Source organism: Actinomadura sp. 3N508 (assembly GCF_044326375.1).
Taxonomy (GTDB): domain Bacteria; phylum Actinomycetota; class Actinomycetes; order Streptosporangiales; family Streptosporangiaceae; genus Spirillospora.
This window is the reverse complement of the sequence record NZ_JBIRAX010000001.1, coordinates 1322314-1339075: the sequence shown is the minus strand read 5'-3', so window position 1 is coordinate 1339075 and position 16762 is coordinate 1322314. Positions and strand designations below refer to the sequence as shown.

The 16762-nt window shown below is 70.4% G+C and carries 20 protein-coding genes; 11 read left to right on the top strand and 9 right to left on the bottom strand.

Annotated features, from left to right (window positions below):
• Positions 1 to 3: 3 nt before the first annotated feature.
• A complete protein-coding gene (locus tag ACH34S_RS06280) occupies positions 4 to 1170 on the top strand; it encodes a low temperature requirement protein A (RefSeq protein WP_395951384.1) in 1167 nt (388 codons plus the stop codon).
• On the opposite strand, the gene ACH34S_RS06275 is transcribed toward ACH34S_RS06280, so the two are convergent.
• From ACH34S_RS06275 to ACH34S_RS06265, 3 genes are read right to left on the bottom strand one after another with little or no spacing between them, the layout of a single operon-like run.
• Positions 1139 to 1450, bottom strand: a complete 312-nt coding sequence (locus ACH34S_RS06275; RefSeq protein ID WP_395951383.1) for a hypothetical protein — start codon at positions 1448 to 1450, stop codon at positions 1139 to 1141. The two genes, ACH34S_RS06280 and ACH34S_RS06275, sit on opposite strands and share 32 nt — an antisense overlap.
• A 40-nt stretch (positions 1451 to 1490) precedes the next feature.
• Positions 1491 to 1886, bottom strand: a complete 396-nt coding sequence (locus ACH34S_RS06270; protein WP_395951460.1) for an ATP-binding protein — start codon at positions 1884 to 1886, stop codon at positions 1491 to 1493.
• Complete coding sequence (locus ACH34S_RS06265) at positions 1879 to 2115, bottom strand: hypothetical protein (protein WP_395951382.1); 237 nt, start codon at positions 2113 to 2115, stop codon at positions 1879 to 1881. The genes ACH34S_RS06270 and ACH34S_RS06265 overlap by 8 nt, the downstream gene beginning before the upstream one ends.
• 2 nt (positions 2116 to 2117) lie before the next feature.
• Here ACH34S_RS06265 and ACH34S_RS06260 point away from each other — a divergent pair, with 2 nt between their 5' ends.
• Genes ACH34S_RS06260 through ACH34S_RS06250 form a run of 3 tightly spaced genes read left to right on the top strand, consistent with a single transcriptional unit; the run spans position 2118 to position 3309 of the window.
• Complete coding sequence (locus ACH34S_RS06260) at positions 2118 to 2954, top strand: Scr1 family TA system antitoxin-like transcriptional regulator (RefSeq protein ID WP_395951459.1); 837 nt, start codon at positions 2118 to 2120, stop codon at positions 2952 to 2954.
• The gene (locus ACH34S_RS06255; protein ID WP_395951381.1) at positions 2879 to 3133 is read left to right on the top strand and encodes a DUF397 domain-containing protein; all 255 of its coding nucleotides are present in this window, start codon (positions 2879 to 2881) and stop codon (positions 3131 to 3133) included. The genes ACH34S_RS06260 and ACH34S_RS06255 overlap by 76 nt, the downstream gene beginning before the upstream one ends.
• Positions 3130 to 3309 carry a DUF397 domain-containing protein gene (locus ACH34S_RS06250; RefSeq protein WP_395951380.1) on the top strand — a complete coding sequence of 60 codons (180 nt, stop codon included), beginning with the start codon at positions 3130 to 3132 and terminating at the stop codon, positions 3307 to 3309. Before ACH34S_RS06255 ends, ACH34S_RS06250 begins: the two co-directional genes overlap by 4 nt.
• A gap of 297 nt (positions 3310 to 3606) precedes the next feature.
• Here ACH34S_RS06250 and ACH34S_RS06245 read toward each other — a convergent pair whose 3' ends face one another.
• Positions 3607 to 4410 carry a hypothetical protein gene (locus ACH34S_RS06245; RefSeq protein WP_395951379.1) on the bottom strand — a complete coding sequence of 268 codons (804 nt, stop codon included), beginning with the start codon at positions 4408 to 4410 and terminating at the stop codon, positions 3607 to 3609.
• A gap of 165 nt (positions 4411 to 4575) precedes the next feature.
• Positions 4576 to 6069 (bottom strand): MFS transporter, encoded by a 1494-nt coding sequence (locus ACH34S_RS06240; protein WP_395951378.1) that lies wholly within the window; start codon positions 6067 to 6069, stop codon positions 4576 to 4578.
• Between the two features lie 160 nt (positions 6070 to 6229).
• On the opposite strand from ACH34S_RS06240, the gene ACH34S_RS06235 reads away from it, so the two are divergent.
• Positions 6230 to 6571: a DUF3817 domain-containing protein gene (locus tag ACH34S_RS06235; RefSeq protein WP_395951377.1), complete on the top strand. Its 342-nt coding sequence runs from the start codon at positions 6230 to 6232 to the stop codon at positions 6569 to 6571.
• A 21-nt stretch (positions 6572 to 6592) separates the two neighbouring features.
• On the opposite strand, the gene ACH34S_RS06230 is transcribed toward ACH34S_RS06235, so the two are convergent.
• Complete coding sequence (locus ACH34S_RS06230) at positions 6593 to 6928, bottom strand: hypothetical protein (protein ID WP_395951376.1); 336 nt, start codon at positions 6926 to 6928, stop codon at positions 6593 to 6595.
• Between the two features lie 68 nt (positions 6929 to 6996).
• Between ACH34S_RS06230 and ACH34S_RS06225 the strand changes: the two genes are divergently transcribed.
• Genes ACH34S_RS06225 through ACH34S_RS06210 form a run of 4 tightly spaced genes read left to right on the top strand, consistent with a single transcriptional unit; the run spans position 6997 to position 9600 of the window.
• Complete coding sequence (locus tag ACH34S_RS06225; RefSeq protein WP_395951375.1) at positions 6997 to 7431, top strand: helix-turn-helix domain-containing protein; 435 nt, start codon at positions 6997 to 6999, stop codon at positions 7429 to 7431.
• Complete coding sequence (locus tag ACH34S_RS06220; RefSeq protein WP_395951374.1) at positions 7424 to 7792, top strand: DUF4180 domain-containing protein; 369 nt, start codon at positions 7424 to 7426, stop codon at positions 7790 to 7792. The genes ACH34S_RS06225 and ACH34S_RS06220 overlap by 8 nt, the downstream gene beginning before the upstream one ends.
• Positions 7793 to 7840: 48 nt before the next feature.
• A complete protein-coding gene (locus ACH34S_RS06215) occupies positions 7841 to 8818 on the top strand; it encodes an ATP-binding cassette domain-containing protein (protein WP_395951373.1) in 978 nt (325 codons plus the stop codon).
• Positions 8815 to 9600, top strand: a complete 786-nt coding sequence (locus ACH34S_RS06210; RefSeq protein ID WP_395951372.1) for an ABC transporter permease — start codon at positions 8815 to 8817, stop codon at positions 9598 to 9600. The genes ACH34S_RS06215 and ACH34S_RS06210 overlap by 4 nt, the downstream gene beginning before the upstream one ends.
• On the opposite strand, the gene ACH34S_RS06205 is transcribed toward ACH34S_RS06210, so the two are convergent.
• The 3 genes from ACH34S_RS06205 to ACH34S_RS06195 all read right to left on the bottom strand — a co-directional run bounded on the left by ACH34S_RS06205 (position 9578) and on the right by ACH34S_RS06195 (position 14862).
• Entirely contained in the window at positions 9578 to 12799 is a 3222-nt protein-coding gene (locus tag ACH34S_RS06205) for an ATP-binding protein (protein ID WP_395951371.1), read from the bottom strand. The genes ACH34S_RS06210 and ACH34S_RS06205 overlap by 23 nt on opposite strands.
• A 33-nt stretch (positions 12800 to 12832) precedes the next feature.
• Positions 12833 to 13726 carry an HAD family hydrolase gene (locus tag ACH34S_RS06200; RefSeq protein WP_395951370.1) on the bottom strand — a complete coding sequence of 298 codons (894 nt, stop codon included), beginning with the start codon at positions 13724 to 13726 and terminating at the stop codon, positions 12833 to 12835.
• A gap of 407 nt (positions 13727 to 14133) precedes the next feature.
• The gene (locus ACH34S_RS06195) at positions 14134 to 14862 is read right to left on the bottom strand and encodes a sigma-70 family RNA polymerase sigma factor (RefSeq protein WP_395951369.1); all 729 of its coding nucleotides are present in this window, start codon (positions 14860 to 14862) and stop codon (positions 14134 to 14136) included.
• Between the two features lie 248 nt (positions 14863 to 15110).
• Here ACH34S_RS06195 and ACH34S_RS06190 point away from each other — a divergent pair, with 248 nt between their 5' ends.
• Positions 15111 to 16457: a putative quinol monooxygenase gene (locus tag ACH34S_RS06190; protein ID WP_395951368.1), complete on the top strand. Its 1347-nt coding sequence runs from the start codon at positions 15111 to 15113 to the stop codon at positions 16455 to 16457.
• A gap of 5 nt (positions 16458 to 16462) precedes the next feature.
• Complete coding sequence (locus ACH34S_RS06185; protein ID WP_395951458.1) at positions 16463 to 16720, top strand: glutaredoxin family protein; 258 nt, start codon at positions 16463 to 16465, stop codon at positions 16718 to 16720.
• Positions 16721 to 16762 lie beyond the last annotated feature (42 nt).

Here is a 16762-nt window from a genome sequence, read left to right as displayed (position 1 = left end):
CGCATGAAGGCGTTCCGTAGCAGAATGGTCGCCCGTGACGTCGACGAACCGCACCGCGCGTCCAGCCCGCTGGAACTGCTCTTCGACCTGACGTTCGTCGCCGCCGTCTCCCAGGTCGCCGGACGCCTGGCGCACGCCGTCGAGGAAGGGCACGTGGGCGACGCCGTCCTGCCGTTCCTCATGGTGTTCTTCGCCATCTGGTGGGCGTGGATGAACTTCACCTGGTTCGCGTCCGCGTACGACACCGACGACGTCCCGTACCGCGTCATGACGTTCGTGCAGATGGCGGGCGTGCTCGTCCTCGCGGCAGGCGTTCCGGACGCGTTCGGCGGCGACTTCACCACCGTCACCATCGGCTACCTCGTCATGCGCGTCGGCCTGGTCGGCCTCTGGATACGCGCAGCCCTCGCGCACCCGGACTCACGCGCCACGACCATCCGGTACGCGATCGGCATCTCGCTCCTCCAGGTCCTCTGGCTGGGGCGGCTCGCGCTGCCGGGCGACGGCCCGAGCTGGGTGTTCCCGCTGCTGGTGGTGCTAGAACTCGCCGTCCCGCAGATCGCCGAACGCGCAGGCACCACGAACTGGCACCCGCACCACATCGCCGAGCGGTACGGCCTGTTCACGATCATTTTGCTGGGGGAGAGCGTCCTGGCCTCGACGAACGCCGTCCAGGACGCCGTCGAGCACGGCCTCAGCACCGAACTGGTCACCATCGCGATAGCGGGCCTGGCCATCCTCTTCACCCTCTGGTGGATCTACTTCGCCGAACCCGCAGGCGAGGGCCTGGCCGCCCGCCGCGAACGATCCTTCATCTGGGGCTACGGCCACTACGTGATCTTCGCCGCACTAGCGGCCGTGGGCGCGGGGCTGGAGGTGGCCGTCGTCTGGGCGGCCGACCACATCAAGGCGGACGAGAAGACCGTGATCGCGGCCGTCGCCGTCCCCATCGCCATCGTGCTCGTCATGCTGTGGGCCCTGCACGCCCCGATGCGCCGCACGGCCATCCGCCCGGAGATGATCGCGATCACGGCCGTACTGGTCCTGCTCACCACGTTCGCCGCCCCCGCCATCGGCGTGGCCGCGAGCCTGATCGTCCTCGCGGCCCTCCTCGCCCTCCTCCTCGCCGCGACGATCGTCACCACGTCGACGGAAAGAGCCGGTGCTTGAGCAGGCGGTCGACCTGCGCGGCGGCCGCCTGGGCGTCCCCGCAGAGGCAGAGATAGCCGTGCCGCCCGAACTGCGCCTCGTGGTAGCCCCACGTACCCCCGGAGGTGGCCAGGACGCTGACCACCATCCCGACGTCCTTGGTCGCCCGCGCGTAGATCCACAGCAGCGGAACGGGGACGGCGAACTCCTCGCGCCGGTAGAACTCATGAACCGCCAGCCTTGGGGCGCGAGTTCGGCGGCGAGATCGTCCAGGTAGCGCACCGCTGTCTCGCGTCCCCAACGCGTCCGAAGCCGCAGCAGCCGCCGCTCGGCCCGGACGGCTAGATCCCGCACTTCGCCCACGCGACCTTCCCTCCCTCCGCCAGTGCCCGGACACCCCAGTCCCGCGCGAGGCAAGCCACCATAAGCAGCCCACGCCCGCCAATGGCGGCGTGGTTCTCCGCCTGGATGAGGGGCCGCCCGACGCCGTCGTCCTGGACCTCGATCACGGGCAGGCCGTCGCGCTCGTCCTGGAACACCCGGAGCACGATCGGCCCGTTCCCGTGCACCAGCGCGTTCGTGACGAGCTCGGAGACGATGAGCCGCCCGTCGAAGTCGTCCACGATGCCCCACCCGGCGAACCGCTCCGCGAGAAACCGCCGCGCCGCACCCACCGCCTCCTCCGTACGTTCGAGGACGCACTCACCCGCAACGACCTCTTTTGTGAATTCATACATCTTCACGCGCCATCCCTCCTGTCCGATATGCGCGAGAGGTGGCGAAAAGGCATTCCGCTTTGACCGATTCGGGGGGAACTGTCAAAACGATCGCCTCGAACATCGCGACCTCAATTTCCGTTAATCCCTGGCCGAGCATCGCGCAAAGTGTCATGCTTATGAATGTGTACGCCACGTCATGAAGCAACCTCGGAGCATGGCCCGGCATCCACTGGTCGTCATGGGTCATGACTGGTCATCGGGAGGACGAAATGCCGCAGCCCCCCCAAGCGACTCACCCCGTCGAACAGCGCCCTCGACCTGTTCGGATCAGAAGTCCGCAGATACCGCGTGCTTGCGAATTACAGCATTAAGCAGCTCGCGGCCAGGATTCCCTACAGCCCATCGTTCATCGGCGCCGTCGAACGCGCGGAATCCCACTGCGAGCGCTCCTTCGCCGAACACTGCGACACCGTCCTCGACACCAAGCAGGCCCTGGCCCACCTCCACGACGGCCTGTTCGGCGACAAGAAGGACGGCTTCCCCGAGTGGTTCCGCAAGTGGCCCACCATCGAGGAGGAGTCCGGAACCCTCAAGGTTTACGAGCCCATCGTCATCTACGGACTGCTCCAGACCGAGGCTTACGCCAGCACCTTGCTGTTCGACGACCGCGAGGCGATCGACGCCCGGCTGAAGCGGCAAGACATCCTCACCCGCACAAGTCCCCAGCCGCCGCGCCTCATCTACCTCCTGCCCGAGACCGTCCTCTGGAACGACGTAGGCGGGCCAGAGGTGATGCGTGCTCAACTCCAGCGTCTTCGTGAGAGCGTCAGCCCTCGCCTCAGCGTGCAGATCATTCCCAATGGTGCGCGGCATCCAGGCAACCATGGGACGTTTACGCTCGCGACTATGCCGAACGGCGAGGAGATCGCTTACGTCGAGACGGCCGCACGTGGCATCATGATGGACACGCGAGAGGACAAGTCCAACCTTAAGGATCAGTTCGACGCGATATGGACGCAGGCTCTCCCGCCCGACCTGAGTGTCGACCTGATCGAGCGCACGATCGAAGAGAAGTGGAAGACATGAGGCGAGAGTTGATCTGGCGCAAGTCGAGCCGCAGCGGCAGTAATGGTGGCCAGTGTGTTGAGCTAGCCGGGATGGACAACAAGGTGGCCATCCGGGATTCAAAGGACCGCCATGGCCCGGTTCTCGTTGTGTCCCGGACGGCATTGCGTGAGGCGATGAGGACGCTGGACGAGCGATGAAAAACGTGACCTGGCGCGAATCGAGCCGCAGCGGCGACTCCGGCGGCTCCTGCGTCGAGGTGGCGAGCATGCGGAACGCGGTGGCCGTTCGGGACTCGAAGGACCCGGGCGGCCCCGTCCTCGTCGTCCCGCGTCCGGTCCTGTGCGCGGCCCTTCGCGGCCTGATCGGTCGCTAGTTCGGACGGAGACCCCCGAAGGATGGGGTCTACCCGCATGGAACGATGGCCATCAGGAGGCGACGTCATCTATTACGGGCGTTTGGGTATGGTCCTGGCGGCACTGGCAGGGCTGATCGCACTACTCTTCTTAACGAGCGACAGGGGCGTGAAAGGCACGCTCGAGTTCCTTACGCGGCCGTTCATGCTGGTCTCGTTGGGCCCCTTCCTGGTGCTCCTGGGCATCGGCGTCTACCTTTTCGTCCGGAAGTTCCCCGAAGGTCCTTGACCTGGACGAGTCTCTTGCGGGAATGGCTGTCACCAGCCGTTTTGGAAGAAGGCTAGGAGGGCTGGTGCTGGGTCGGCTGCGGTGGTGGTGTTTGCCATGGCGACGATGATCGCGGCCAGGGAAAGCAGGGCTGAGAGGATGCCGAACGATCCCAGGACTCGCCGGGTCCGCCTGTTCGGCCGGTCCGTCCGCGCGAACCGCCTCCACAAGGCTGCGCTGAGGGCGATGAGGGCGGTCGCCACGATCGCGGCGATCACGGCCATGGCGACGTGATAGCGGGCGAAGTCGTCAATCATCAATTGCAGGGCAGGTGCGGTGTGATTGTTCGTGCCCTGGGGGTCGGCCAGTTGCAGCCGGATCTGGTCGAGCGTGCCGGCGAGCTGGGTGTCGGGGGCCTCTATCGTCAACATCGGCAGCGTGGAGGCGTAGGGGGCGATCATGCCCTGGAGGTTGGCCATTACCGCTACCAGCGAGAACAGTGCGAGCATTGTGATGAGGACGCCGGTCGAGGCCAGCACGATGCTCCTGCACGTCCCGAGGCCGTTGGCTTTCACGAATGCCTTCCAAACGCGGACGCCGAGCGCGACGAGCACGATCAGCAAGAGTGCGGCGATCGCGGCTTTGGCCAGGTGATAGCGGAACCAGTAGTCGACGACACTTTCCAGGCCCGGGGACAGATCCCGGTCGCCAGAACTCCAGTATCCGGTGAACGACGCCTGGAGAGCTTCGACGAGGTCGGGCTCACCGGCGAAGCCGCTGCCCGGCCCGAAACCCGCCAGGAAACGAGGGGCGACGACGAAGGCGGCGGCCAGCGCCACCGTGAGGACGGTCAACATCGCGACGGTGCGGCCGGGAACACCAGCGGGACGCATTGGGGCTGCATGAACTGACACGAGGTTCCTTCAGTGATAGCGGGTGGGACCTCCCTGAGCATGTCGCTCCAAGGACCGGCCTACATCGGTCCCCAGCGTGATCCGGCATCAGTGCCTGGTGTGACTTCAGGAACCGGTCGTCTCGTAGTCGGGGAGTGGAGCCGGGGTGGTCGGGGTTGTGGGGCGCATGGTCAGGACCAGGACGGCCAGCCCGGCGAAGATGATCGCGGCTACGGCTCCGGTGACGTGCAGGCTGGTGGTGAACGCGTCTCGTGCGGTGTGCAGTAGTTCAGCGCTTTGGGCGGCGGGGAGGTGCTCGCTGGCGGCTACGGCTCCGGGCAGCGAGTCGGATGTGTCGTTCATCCGCTCGCGGTAGATCGCGGCGGCCACCGTGCCGAGTAGGGCGAGGCCGAGTGAGCCGCCGATGTAGTTGCCGGTCTCTGACATCGACGCGGCCGATCCGGTGCGCTCCGGCGGGGCGGACCCGATGATCAGGCCGGTGCCCAGTGCGAACAGTGGACCGGTGCCCAGCGCCAGGACGGTGATGCCGGTGACCACAAGGGGGAGTGCGCGGGCGTCGTCCACGCCGATCAGCAGGAGGCTGCCGATCGCTGATGCCGCCAGCCCGGCGGCTATCGCGGTCGTCGGCTTCATCCGGCGGGCGAGCAGGGGTGCGGTCAAGGTCCCGGCGGCCACGCCCAGGCCCATGGGGGCGAACAGGATTGCTGACATGAATGGTGAGTAGCCCAGTACGCCTTGCAGGTACTGCGTCACCAGGAGGCCCGTGCCAGCCATTGCGATGCCTGCGAAGACCAGTGCGACGAGCACGGCTGTGAAGGGGCGGTTGCGGAGGAGTCGAAGGTCCAGGAGCGGGGTGTCCAAGCGGAGTTGGCGTCGGACGAACAGCCAGCCGATGGCCGCCCCGGCGACGAGGGCCATGGCGGGCAGGGCGCGGACGTTCTCTACGGTCAGCTGCTTGATCCCATACACGATCAGGAGGACCGACGCCAGGGACACCGCGACGCTTGCGGGGTCGAGTCGTCCGGCCTGGTCGCTGCGGGACTCTGGCAGGAGGGCGGGGCCCGCGAGGACCAGCAGCAGCATCGCCGGGACGGCGGCCAGGAAGATCGATCCCCACCAGAAGTGCTGGAGCAGGAGCCCGGCGAGGACGGGTCCGAGCGCGCCGCCGGTGAACTGGCAGGTCGCCCAGACCGCGATGGCCTTTCCGCGCTGGTGCTCGTCGCGGAACATGGTGGTGAGCAGGGCGAGGGTGGACGGCGCCAGCGTTGCCCCGGCGACGCCGAGCAGCGCGCGGACGACGATCAGCATCAGCGGGCCGGTCGCGAACGCCGCGACGATTGACAGCGCCGCGAACGCCGCCGCGCCCGCGAGCAGCAGGCGGCGGCGGCCGATCCGGTCGCCGAGCGTGCCCATCGTGATGACCATTCCGGCCACCAGGAAGCCGTAGCCGTCGCTGATCCACAGCTGCTGGACGCTCGTCGCGCCCAGGTCGGCGGCCAGCTGCGGCAGGGCGAGGAGCAGGGCTGTCAGGTCCATGGCGACGAGGAAGGTCGGGAGCATGAGCAGGGCCGCTCCCAGCCACGCGCGGTTGATTCGCATATCCGAAGTTCTCTCTGTTCTGTCGAGACGTCTCGCTGGTCGGTCGGAGCGGACGGGCGCTTCTCGACATGCGCGGAGAAATCTTCGGGGGTTTGACAGGCCCCACTACGACGGGTAGTACTACCTGCCGTAGTGACGTGCGGGCGACGCGGAGGACTCCATGCCGGCGAAGAGCAGCAGTTTGAGCGACCTCGGTGAGCGCAACTCGGTGTTCTGGTTCCGGGTGGTCACGCTCGCCGAGGGATGGTCGTTCGTCGTCCTTCTGATCTTCGGGTCGGTGCTGAGCCGCGTCTCCGACATCGACCTGGTGCAGCCGCTCGGGATGCTGCACGGCGTGCTGGTCATCGCGTGGGGGCTGGTGTTCCTCGCGGCGCGTCGCAGGCTCGGCTGGGGCGTCAAGCCCTCCCTGCTGGCGGTGCTCGCCTGCCTGCTGCCGCTGACCCCGTTCGTCTTCCACCGGAGCAAGCGCGCGGAACTGCTGCGCGCCGAAGCCCAGGCATAAGTCGAGCGCGCCACGTCGGGGTCAGGCCATGGCCAGTGCGTGCAGGGCCTTGGCGGCGGCGCTCGGTGTGAGGACGTCCGTGCGGATGAGCAGTGTGCAGGCGTCCGGGACGGCGGGGTCGATCGCCCTCTCTTCTTTCGCGGAGTACAGCACGGCGGTCATCCACCGGGACGGCTCGGGCGCTGCGCCGGGCGATCCGGCGACGACCGGGATCCTGCCCTGCTTGATCAGGAAACGCAGGTGGTCGTCGCTCACGTCGTCGCACCAGACGTAACGGAGATCGAGGGCGAGGAGCTCGTCGCGGACGGCGTGCCCTGGATCGGCGCCCCTGAGGGTGATCCCGTCGAATACTGGCACGGCGGCATGCTTTCACGGTGCCTGCCGTATGTACGTATCGTTCCCTATGTGTCGTAGCATGGGGAACGATGGCGGAGAAAATGTACTCGGTGGAGGAGGTTGCCGACCTCCTTGGCCTTCATGTGCGCACCGTGCGCGGCTATATCCGCACCGGGCGGCTGAAGGCCGTGCGGATCGGTAAGCAGTACCGGATCGCGCCGGCCGATCTGGAGGACCTGACCGGACGGCCACCGCCCGTGCGCGTGGCGCCGGTCGAGGTGTCGAGCATCGTGCAGGTCGACGGGGTCGACCGGGTCGCGGCCGATCGGCTGAGCACGCTCGTGCTGGCCGGGGTCAACACGGGCGGCGGCGCCGGGCCTCCACTGCGGGTGCAGGCCGTCCACGACGAGGAGCGGAGCCGGATGAAGATCGTGATACTGGGCGGCGCCGCGGCGACCGCCGACGTGCTGCGCCTGATCGACGCCGTCATCGGCGGCGACAACGGGCTGATCGACCATGGCTGACGTGGTGGAGGAGCGGGCCGGGGTCCAGGTCCTGGTGTGCGATCCGGACGGACCGCCGGTGGCCACCGAGCAGGACGCGCTCGACCTGATCGGCGCGGCCTTCCTCGGTGCCGAGGTGGTGGCCGTGCCTGCGAGCCGGCTCGATGAGCGCTTCTTCGCGCTCGGCACTCGTTTTGCGGGCGATGTCATGCAGAAGTTCGTCAACTACCGGCTGCGGCTGGTGATCGTCGGCGACATCTCCCGGTATGTGGAGGGCAGTTCGGCGCTGCGGGCGCTTGTGCGGGAGTCGAACTCTTCCGGTCACGTGTGGTTCGTCGCCGACCTGGAAGCGCTGGACGACCGGCTCGGCACCGTCGCCTGAAACCGGGTTGAAAGCGGCTTGAAGGTCGGGCCGTGCAGGGTGCCGGGCATGAACACAGAACCGGCGCAGACGGCTATCCAGGCGATCGGTCTGCGGAAGGCGTTCGGGGAGAAGGTCGTCCTCGACGGGATAGACCTCGACGTCCCGCGCGGGACGGTCTTCTCCCTGCTGGGCCCGAATGGCGCGGGGAAGACGACCGCCGTGCGCATCCTGTCCACGCTGATCCCCGCGGACGGCGGCGACGTCCGGATCGCGGGACGTGATCTGGCGACTGATCCTGACGGGGTGCGCAAGGCGATCGGAGTCACGGGCCAGTACTCGGCCGTCGACGGGCTGCTGACCGGGCGCGAGAACCTGATCCTGATGGCCGACCTGCACCATCTCGGCAAGGTCCCCGGGCGCCGGGCGGCGGACGAGCTTCTGGAGCGGTTCGACCTGGTGGACGCGGCGAACACGATGGTCGCCACCTACTCGGGCGGGATGCGGCGGCGGCTGGACCTCGCGATGACGCTGATCGGCAGCCCCCAGATCATCTTCCTGGACGAGCCGACCACCGGCCTCGACCCGCGCAGCCGCCGCACGATGTGGGAGATCATCCGCGGGCTGGCCCGGAAGGGCGTGACGATCTTCCTGACGACGCAGTACCTGGAGGAGGCCGACCAGCTCGCCGACAAGATCGCGGTGCTGGACGGCGGGCGGCTGGTCGCCGAGGGCACCTCGGACGAGCTGAAGCGCCTGGTCTCGGGCGGGCACGTCCGGCTCCGGTTCAAGGACCTGGCCGCGCTGGACGAGGCGGCGCGCACGCTCGGCACGGTGACCCGCGACGACGACGCGCTCGCCCTCCAGGTGCCGAGCGACGGCGGCGTCCGGTCGCTGCGGTCGCTGCTCGGCCGGCTGGAGGACGCGTCGATCGAGGTCGACGAGCTGTCCGTGCACACCCCCGACCTTGACGACGTCTTCCTGGCGCTCACCGAGCGTCCCGATCGGAACGACCGGAACGACCGGAACGAGGTGACGACCGTATGAGCACGCTCTCGTACGCGGTGGCCGACTCCGCGACGATGCTGCGCCGCAACCTGCGGCATGCGCTGCGCTACCCGGCCCTGTCCTTCGGCATGATGATGATGCCGATCCTGATCATGCTGCTGTTCGTCGGCGTGTTCGGGAACGCGCTCGGCGCGGGCGTCGGCGGCCCGGCGAAGGGCGACTACATCAACTACGTCGCGCCGGGGATCATCCTGATGACGGTCGCGTCGGGGTGCATGACGACGTCGGTGTCGGTGTCCCTCGACATGACCGAGGGAATCGTCGACCGGTTCCGCACGATGGCGATCGCGCGGGTGTCGCTGCTGACCGGGCACGTGGTCGGCAGCATGATCCAGACGGTGCTCAGCCTGGTCGCGGTGATCGGCGTCGCGGTCGCGCTCGGCTTCCGGACGAGCGGCGGCGTCCTGGACTGGCTCGCCGCGAGCGGCCTGCTGGTGCTGCTGACGTTCGCGCTGACCTGGGTGGCGGTCGCGCTGGGGCTGCTGGCGAAGAACCCGGAGGGCGCGAGCAACTCGCCGCTGATCATCCAGTTCATGCCGTTCCTCGGCAGCGCGATCGTCCCGCCGGAGTCGATGCCGGCCGGGGTGCGCTGGTTCGCGGAGTACCAGCCGTTCACCCCGATCATCGAGACCGTCCGCGGCCTGCTGCTCACCTCGCCGGACGGGAAGGACGCGGCGATCTCCCTCGCCTGGTGCGCGGGGCTCGGGATCGGCGGCTACGCCTACTCGAAGTTCCTGTTCAACCGGAAGGCACCCCGCTAGCCGAGCCGGCCGAGCCGGCGGAGAGGTCGCGGGCGAGCTTGCGTACCTCGTCGCGCAGCCCGGCGCCGTCGAGGCCGGCGTACTCCGCCATCGCGGCGGAGTGCGCCGCCGCGTCGGCGGATTCGGCGTCGCGGCGGACGGACCGTGCCGACATCGTCGGCTGGAACGAGCGGATGTGGTGCAGCCGTTCCGCCAGCGCGATCGTCCGCGCCGCCCGCGTCCGGACGGCAGGCGGCGCGGCCCCGGCGCCGCCCGCGCGGGCGAGGTCTGCGACGGCCTGCGCCAGGAGGATGCCGCCGCAGAACGGCAGGTCCATGAAGAAGGACGGCATCGTGTCCCGCGGCATGGCGAGCAGGGCAGACAGCTTGCCCGGCAGCCCGGCCGCGAGGTCCTCGACGAGGTCGAGCCGCCCGTGCCGCGCGTGGGCGATCACGGTGGCGCAGTGCGCCTCCAGTGTCCACGGGTCGAGGCCGGGCGGCGCGCTCATGGGGTCCGCGACCTCCGCGAGCCGTTCGACCGCCTGCCGCCAGAGCCGCAGGCCGGTGCCGGTGTCGCCGCGCGTGAGGGCGAGCTCGGCGCGGGCGCCCAGGTTGAACGCGGCGATGCCGGACGTCTCGTCCGGCCCGGACACGAGCGCCTGGTCGAGCCACCGTTCCGCCCGGTCGTACTCGCCGAGGCTCGCGTGGGCGCCGGCGAGCGCCCACAGCAGCCCGAAGTTGTCCGGCCAGCCGTGCCGCTGCACGAGGTCCAGCGAGACGTGGAGGTGGTGCACGGCCCGCCCGGCCTGGTCGAGCTGCATCAGCAGCTCACCGAGCCGCGAGTGGACGAACAGGCTCAGCCACGGGGTGTGGGCGTCGCCGGTCATCGCCAGCATCTTCTCGGTGACCGCCAGCGCCCCGTCCAGGTCACCGTCCCGTTCCCGGACGTAACCCGCGACGCAGTTCGCGATGGCGGCGAGCGCGGGCTCGTCGCTTCCGCACATCCGGTCGAGGAACTCGGCGCCGCCGTCCGGATCGAAGATCTCAGGCCCGGACGCCGTCAGGAACGCCAGCGCCCGCGAGACGGTGGTCGGCGGGACGCGCGGCAGCCGCCGCAGCGCGACGAGCGTGCGCGTCGCGCGCGGGCCCTTCAGCATGGACGAGGTCAGGACGCTGAGCGCGAGGGCCGACCGGGTCGTCTCGACGTCGTCCGGACCGGGACGGAAGCGGCTCAGCAGCCCGGCGGTCTCCTCGTTCAGGACGATCATCCTGGTGTAGGCGGACTCCAGCGTCCACAGCCCGCTGAGGACGGCCGCCACCGCCGCGACGGCCGGGCCGTCGTCCCGGGCGAGCCCGTACCGCAGCGCCTGAAGCAGGTTGTCCTGCTCGACCCGGACGCGAGCCAGCGACCCGAACGGCTCGCCGCCGAACAGCGACTCGTGGTGCGCGGCCCCGAACTCCCGGGCCCAGGCGAGCAGCCCGGCGACCGCCCGCTCCGTCCCGCCCGCCGCCTCGCGGTGCGCCGCGCTGAACTCCCGGACGCTCTCCAGCATCCGGAACCGCGTCCCGGCCTCCCCCTCGGTCATTTCGAGGAGCGACTGGCCGACGAGGTCGTCGATGGTCTCCAGGGCGTCGCCGTCGCCGTCCAGGACGAGGCGCGCCGCGTCCGCGGTGAAACCGGCCGGGAAGACCGACAGCGCCTGCATCGCGGCCCGCCCGGACGGGCCGAGGAGGGTCCAGCTCCAGTCGACGACGGCGTGCATGGTCCGGTGCCTGGACGGCGCGTCGCGGACGTTGCCGCGCAGGAGCGCGAACCGGTCGTCCAGCCCGCGGGCGATCTCGGGCACCGACATGACGCGGACGCGCGCCGCCGCCAGCTCCACGGCGAGCGGCAGCCCGTCCAGGTGGCGGCACAGCTCCTCGACCGCGCCCGCCGGGATCTCGGCGGCCGGGCGCGCCGCGTGCGCACGCTGCCGGAACAGCTCGGCGGCCGTCGGCGGGTCGAGCGCGGGCAGCGGGTACACCGACTCCGACGACAGGCCGAGCGGTGCCCGGCCCGTGGTGAGGATCCGCAGGTCACGGGTCCGCGACACCAGCGCGCCGACCAGCGCGGCGACGCCGTCGACGACGTGCTCGCAGTTGTCCAGGACGAGCAGCACCGGGCCGGGGCCGAGCATCTCCACGATCCCGCCGACGCGGTCGGCCGCCCCGCCGAGACCGCGCGGCGCGGCCGTCCCACGCAGGTCGCTGACGCCGAGCACGGAGGCCACCTCGGCGGCGACGTCCTCGTCCCGCGTGACACCGGCCAGCGGGACGACGTGCACGGCCCGGTGCGGCGCGTCGCGCGCCACGGTGTTCGCGAGCCGGGTCTTGCCGAGCCCGCCCGTCCCGACGATCGAGGTGACGCGGGACGTGCGCAGCAGCCCCAGCACGGCGGCGATGTCGCCGTCCCGGCCGAGCAGCGGGTTCGGCTCGTGCGCGACACCGCGCCGGACGGCCGGGGCTTCGTCGCGCAGCAGTTCCTGCTGGACGGCCCGCAGCGCGTCCCCCGGATCGGTGCCGAGCTCGTCGCGAAGGGAACGCCGGTAGGACTCGAACCTGGCCAGCGCGGCGGACGGCCCGGCCGTCGCGGCTTCGCAACGCAGCAGCGCGGCGAGGACCTCCTCGTCGCGGGGACGCTCGCGGGCCACGGCGGACAGCGCGTCGAACGCCTCCGCGTGCCGGTCGAGCCGCGCGAGGGCGAGCGCGCGGGCGCGGGCCAGCGTCGAGTATGTCGAGGCCCTGCCTGCACGCAGCACGGACAAGGGGTCGTCGTCGCCGTCAGGTTCCGGGGGAGCGTCCCACAGCGCCAGGCCCGCCTCGGCGTGGGCGAGGGCGCTCGCGTGGTCGCCGTCGCGGGCGCTGCGGGCGCTCGCCGCCGCGGCCAGCAGCACGGCGGACGCGTCGACCTCGTCCTCGCGCAGGCCGAGCCGGTAACCGGTCGGCGTGCTGGCGATGACGTCCGCGCCGAGCTGCGACCGGGCCCGCGACACCACGACCTGCAACGCCTTCGCCGGATTCTCGGGACGCCCGTCCGGCCAGAGGCCCTCCACCAGCCGGACGACGGACGCGCCCGCCCGCGGTTCCTCGGCGAGCAGCGCGAGGAGGCCGCGCATACGGGGGCTCGTGACGTCCCGGCCGCGGCAGCAGACCCGCGTCAGCAACGTCAGCTCGACGGTCACGGAGACAGGCTAATCCCGCATCGGCGGGGGTGGTCAGTTCGCGCGGTAGTGGCGGCGCAGCGCGATCCCGGCCGCGACACCGCCCGCGAGCGCGCCCGCCCCGGCCGCCGCGGGCAGCGCGATCATCGTCACCCGGCGGCCGGTGCGGAAGTCGTGGATCGGCCAGCCGTTCTCCTTGGCGTGCTCGCGCAGCTCCGCGTCCGGGTTCACGGCGTGCGGATGGCCGACGGCCGTCAGCATCGGCAGGTCGTTGATCGAGTCGCTGTAGGCGGCGCAGCGCGCCAGGTCGAGGCCCTCCCGCTGGGCGAGGGCGCGGACGGCCTCCGCCTTCGCGGGCCCGTGCAGCAGGTTCCCGACGAGCCGTCCGGTGTAGACGCCGTCGCTGGTCTCGGCGACGGTGCCGAGCGCGCCGGTGAGGCCGAGGCGGTGCGCGATCGTCCGGGCGACCTCGACGGGCGTGGCCGTGACCAGCCAGACCTGCTGGCCCGCGTCCAGATGCTGGAGGGCGAGGGTGCGGGTGCCGCTCCAGATCCGGTCGGCCATCACCTCGTCGTAGATCTCCTCGCTGAGCTTGACGACCCCGGCGACCTTCTGCCCCGCGACGAACGCGAGCGCGGCCTCCTTGGCGCTGCCGATGTGCTCGGAGTTCTCACTGCCGCGCACCCGGAACGCCGTCTGCCCCCATGCGAACTTGGCGAGGTCGCGCATGGTGAACAGCTTGCGCGCGGCGAGCCCGCGCGCGAAGTAGTAGATGGACGCGCCGCGCATCATCGTGTTGTCGACGTCGAAGAACGCCGCCGCGGCGGGGTCGGGCTCGGGCAACGGCTCGGGCTCGGCCGCTGCCGCCGCGGCGGCCTCTCCGGCACTCACATGATCTTCGTCCTTGCCCCGCTGCCAGAACGGCCACTGCCAAAACGAGCCCCGCATGAACGGGCCTTGCCGAAACGACCGCTGCCGTGTCTGCCACATGGGGCCGAGCTTAATCAACCGCCTCCCTCGGGCCGTCGCCTCGCCCATGAGTGCGACGGCCATCACTCCGGTCACCCGCGGCAGCGACGAGCCGCTCTCGCAGCACGGCGCGGAACCGCGGGTCGGGCCCCGCTTCGCTCGCCCGCAACCGGGCAAGCGCATTCCCTTGCTCGATGATCTTCCCTCGCCTGGTTCTCACCGGCTCTCCTTCTGGAGTCCAGGCGTAAACGCTCTCCTGACCGCACAAACGATCGGACGGCGCGGCGGGTTACGGCCGGGCCGGGAATAGACGATCTATCCAATAGTGGCCGCGATTCCGGCGCGTTCCGGCGCGATCCGGCGCGATCCGGCGCGATCCGGCGCGGTCAGTGGCGCAGGTCGTCGGGGAGCATCCGGCCCAGCGACCGGACGGCCCGGTACTGCAGCGCCTTGATCGCGCCCGTCTTCTTGCCCATGATCAGCGCGGTCTCGGCGACCGAGAGGCCGTGCAGGAACCGCAGCACGATGCACTCCTGCTGCTCCGACCCCAGCCGCCGGACGGCCTCCAGCAGCGTCCGGTTGGTCATCGAGTCCAGGACGGCGCGCTCGGGCCCCTCCTGGTGCCGGTCCGGCTCGACGAGCTCGGCGGTGCAGACCTCCAGCCGGTAGCGGCTGGACTTGAAGTGGTCGGCGACCAGGTTCCGGGCGATCGTGACGAGCCAGGCCCCGAAGTCCTTGCCCTGCCAGTGAAAGTCGCAGATCCGGCGCAGCGCGCGGAGGAACGTCTCGCTGGTGAGGTCCTCGGTGAGCGAGTGCGACCCGACCCGGTAGTAGACGTACCGGTAGACCAGCTCGACGTAGTGGTCGTAGAGGGAGCCGAACGCCTCGGCGTCGCCGTCCCGCGCCCGCAGGACGAGCGCCTTGAGGATCTCGGCGCGTCCGGCGTCCTGCTCGACGGCGTCCCGGTCGGCGGTGTCCCGTCCGGCAACGTCTCGTCCTGCAACGTCCCGTCCGGCGCCGGTGCGGTCGGGGATGCGGAGACCGCCGGAGCCGAAGGGTCCTCGTGGAGACCGGGGCAGCGGGAGGGCCCCGGCATCGAGGGACAAGCTGCTCATGCAGTTCTCCTCGGGGCTTACGCGACCTCCGGCGTGATTTGCCACTCTAGATACCGATAGATGCCAGAGGCAATGGCGCGCACTCCGCGCAAATGGCGTACGGCGGCCAGTGGCGATGACCGGCCACTTGACCTAGCCGGACAGATCACCTGGCGTGGCCGTCCGGGCCACCGGCGTATGGCGTGCGGGTGTGTTCACCCGTATGCGGGTTACCCCTCTGCCGCCGCCATCGGGCACCATGGGGCGCGATGGTCGACGCTCTTCTCGCGCTGGTGGCGACCCTTGGTGCTCTGGCGGCCACGGGGTTGCTGATTTCGCGCGCCAACAAGGACCGGCTGCTCTACCTCATCGCCTGGTCGTTCACCCAGGTAGGGCTGTCGCTGGCGCTGCTGTGCGCGAGCGTCGGGTTCCTGGCCGGGTTCAACGGCGTGCTGTTCCGCGTCATGGAGCTCGGCGCCGCGCTCATCGGGCCGGTCTGGCTCGCGCTCGGCATGATCGAGCTGATCGCGCGGTACGTGCAGGTGCGCTTCGCCGGCTGGCTGTTCGCCGTCTCCTACACGGTCGTCGCGACCGTCATCCTCGTCCTGGACCCGCTCAAGGGCTCGCTGACCAAGAGCCTTCCGAAGCCCGGCAAGACCTACGACGCGCTGCCGCTGCTTCTGATCGACGGCGCGCACGTCGTCGCGGTGCTCGCGCTCGCGGCGTGCACGGGCGTCACCGCGTGGCTGGCGAGCAAGCGCGACCAGGAGGCCGCCGAGCTGCTGATCCCGGTCGCGCTGGTCGCGCTCGCGGGCGTGCTGGTGGTCAGCGGCACCCGCGGGTTCCTGCCCGCGCCGCTCGCGGTGATCGCGCTCGGCGCCGCGGCCGGGCTCGTCTACTACGGCGCGATGCGCACGATCCCGGTGTACGACGACGAAGAAGGCTACGACGGCAGGGACGAGTACGGCGACGGCTACCGCGAAGAGCCCGCGACCGGGTACGAGGAGCAGGGCTACGTGGGTTCGCGGCGCGAGCCCGTTTCCGCGCCGACGCCGCCGCCACCGCCGTCCCATGACCCGCGGCGGGGGGAGCTCCGGTTCCCCGAACCCGTCCCGATGCAGTCCGAAGACCTCGGTTTCTCCGTCAACCCGGGCGGGAACCCGGCCGGGCCCACCGCCGTCGACGGGTTCGGCGCCGGGCGCGGTGCCGCGGGCGCCGCGGGCGGGCTCGTCCCCGAGCAGGCGCGTCCCGCCGGGCCGCCGCCGGGCGGGCTGGGGCGGCTGGCCGGCGCGTGCGGCCAGATCACCGTCTACACGCTGCTGGACGGCCGCGAGGACGCCTTCGACCGGCTCGCCACCGACCTGGTGAAGGCCGCGCTGGCCGCCGAGCCCGACACGGTGATCTTCGCGTGCCACGAGGTGGTGGGGGCCCCGACGCAGCGGATCTTCTACCAGCTCTTCCGGGACGAGGCCGCGTTCGCCGCGCACCGCAAGCAGCCGCACCTGCAGCGGTTCCTGGCGGAGTCCCGCACCCATGTGCTCGCCACCAACGTGATCGAGCTGCGGCTCGGCCCGGCCAAGGTGCCGCTCCCGGCGCCGGAGTTCCCCGGCCGGTGAGCCCGCTGAACGACGTCACGATCACCCTGCTCGGCAAGCCCGGCTGCCATCTGTGCGACGACGCCCGCGCGGTGATCGAACGGGTCGCCCGCGAGCTGGACGTCCCGTGGGAAGAGCGCGACATCACCAAGTCGGAGAGCGACACCGAGCAGTACTGGGAGCAGATCCCCGTCACGCTGATCAACGGTGTCCAGCACGACTTCTGGCGCGTCGACGAGGACCGCCTCCGCGCGGCGATCGGCGAGGTGCGCGGCTCGTCCTGACCCCGTCCGGGGTGTCTGGTCGGTCACATCAGGGCGTCCGTC

Bases quoted from the DNA above. Each gene is read 5' to 3' on its own strand.
- ACH34S_RS06280 (WP_395951384.1), top strand. From the start codon at position 4: ATGAAGGCGTTCCGTAGCAGAATGGTCGCCCGTGACGTCGACGAACCG.
- ACH34S_RS06270 (WP_395951460.1), bottom strand. From the start codon at position 1,886: ATGTATGAATTCACAAAAGAGGTCGTTGCGGGTGAGTGCGTCCTCGAA.
- ACH34S_RS06265 (WP_395951382.1), bottom strand. From the start codon at position 2,115: ATGACCCATGACGACCAGTGGATGCCGGGCCATGCTCCGAGGTTGCTT.
- ACH34S_RS06255 (WP_395951381.1), top strand. From the start codon at position 2,879: ATGGACGCAGGCTCTCCCGCCCGACCTGAGTGTCGACCTGATCGAGCG.
- ACH34S_RS06250 (WP_395951380.1), top strand. From the start codon at position 3,130: ATGAAAAACGTGACCTGGCGCGAATCGAGCCGCAGCGGCGACTCCGGC.
- ACH34S_RS06240 (WP_395951378.1), bottom strand. From the start codon at position 6,069: ATGCGAATCAACCGCGCGTGGCTGGGAGCGGCCCTGCTCATGCTCCCG.
- ACH34S_RS06235 (WP_395951377.1), top strand. From the start codon at position 6,230: ATGCCGGCGAAGAGCAGCAGTTTGAGCGACCTCGGTGAGCGCAACTCG.
- ACH34S_RS06225 (WP_395951375.1), top strand. From the start codon at position 6,997: ATGGCGGAGAAAATGTACTCGGTGGAGGAGGTTGCCGACCTCCTTGGC.
- ACH34S_RS06220 (WP_395951374.1), top strand. From the start codon at position 7,424: ATGGCTGACGTGGTGGAGGAGCGGGCCGGGGTCCAGGTCCTGGTGTGC.
- ACH34S_RS06215 (WP_395951373.1), top strand. From the start codon at position 7,841: ATGAACACAGAACCGGCGCAGACGGCTATCCAGGCGATCGGTCTGCGG.
- ACH34S_RS06210 (WP_395951372.1), top strand. From the start codon at position 8,815: ATGAGCACGCTCTCGTACGCGGTGGCCGACTCCGCGACGATGCTGCGC.
- ACH34S_RS06200 (WP_395951370.1), bottom strand. From the start codon at position 13,726: ATGCGGGGCTCGTTTTGGCAGTGGCCGTTCTGGCAGCGGGGCAAGGAC.
- ACH34S_RS06195 (WP_395951369.1), bottom strand. From the start codon at position 14,862: ATGAGCAGCTTGTCCCTCGATGCCGGGGCCCTCCCGCTGCCCCGGTCT.
- ACH34S_RS06190 (WP_395951368.1), top strand. From the start codon at position 15,111: ATGGTCGACGCTCTTCTCGCGCTGGTGGCGACCCTTGGTGCTCTGGCG.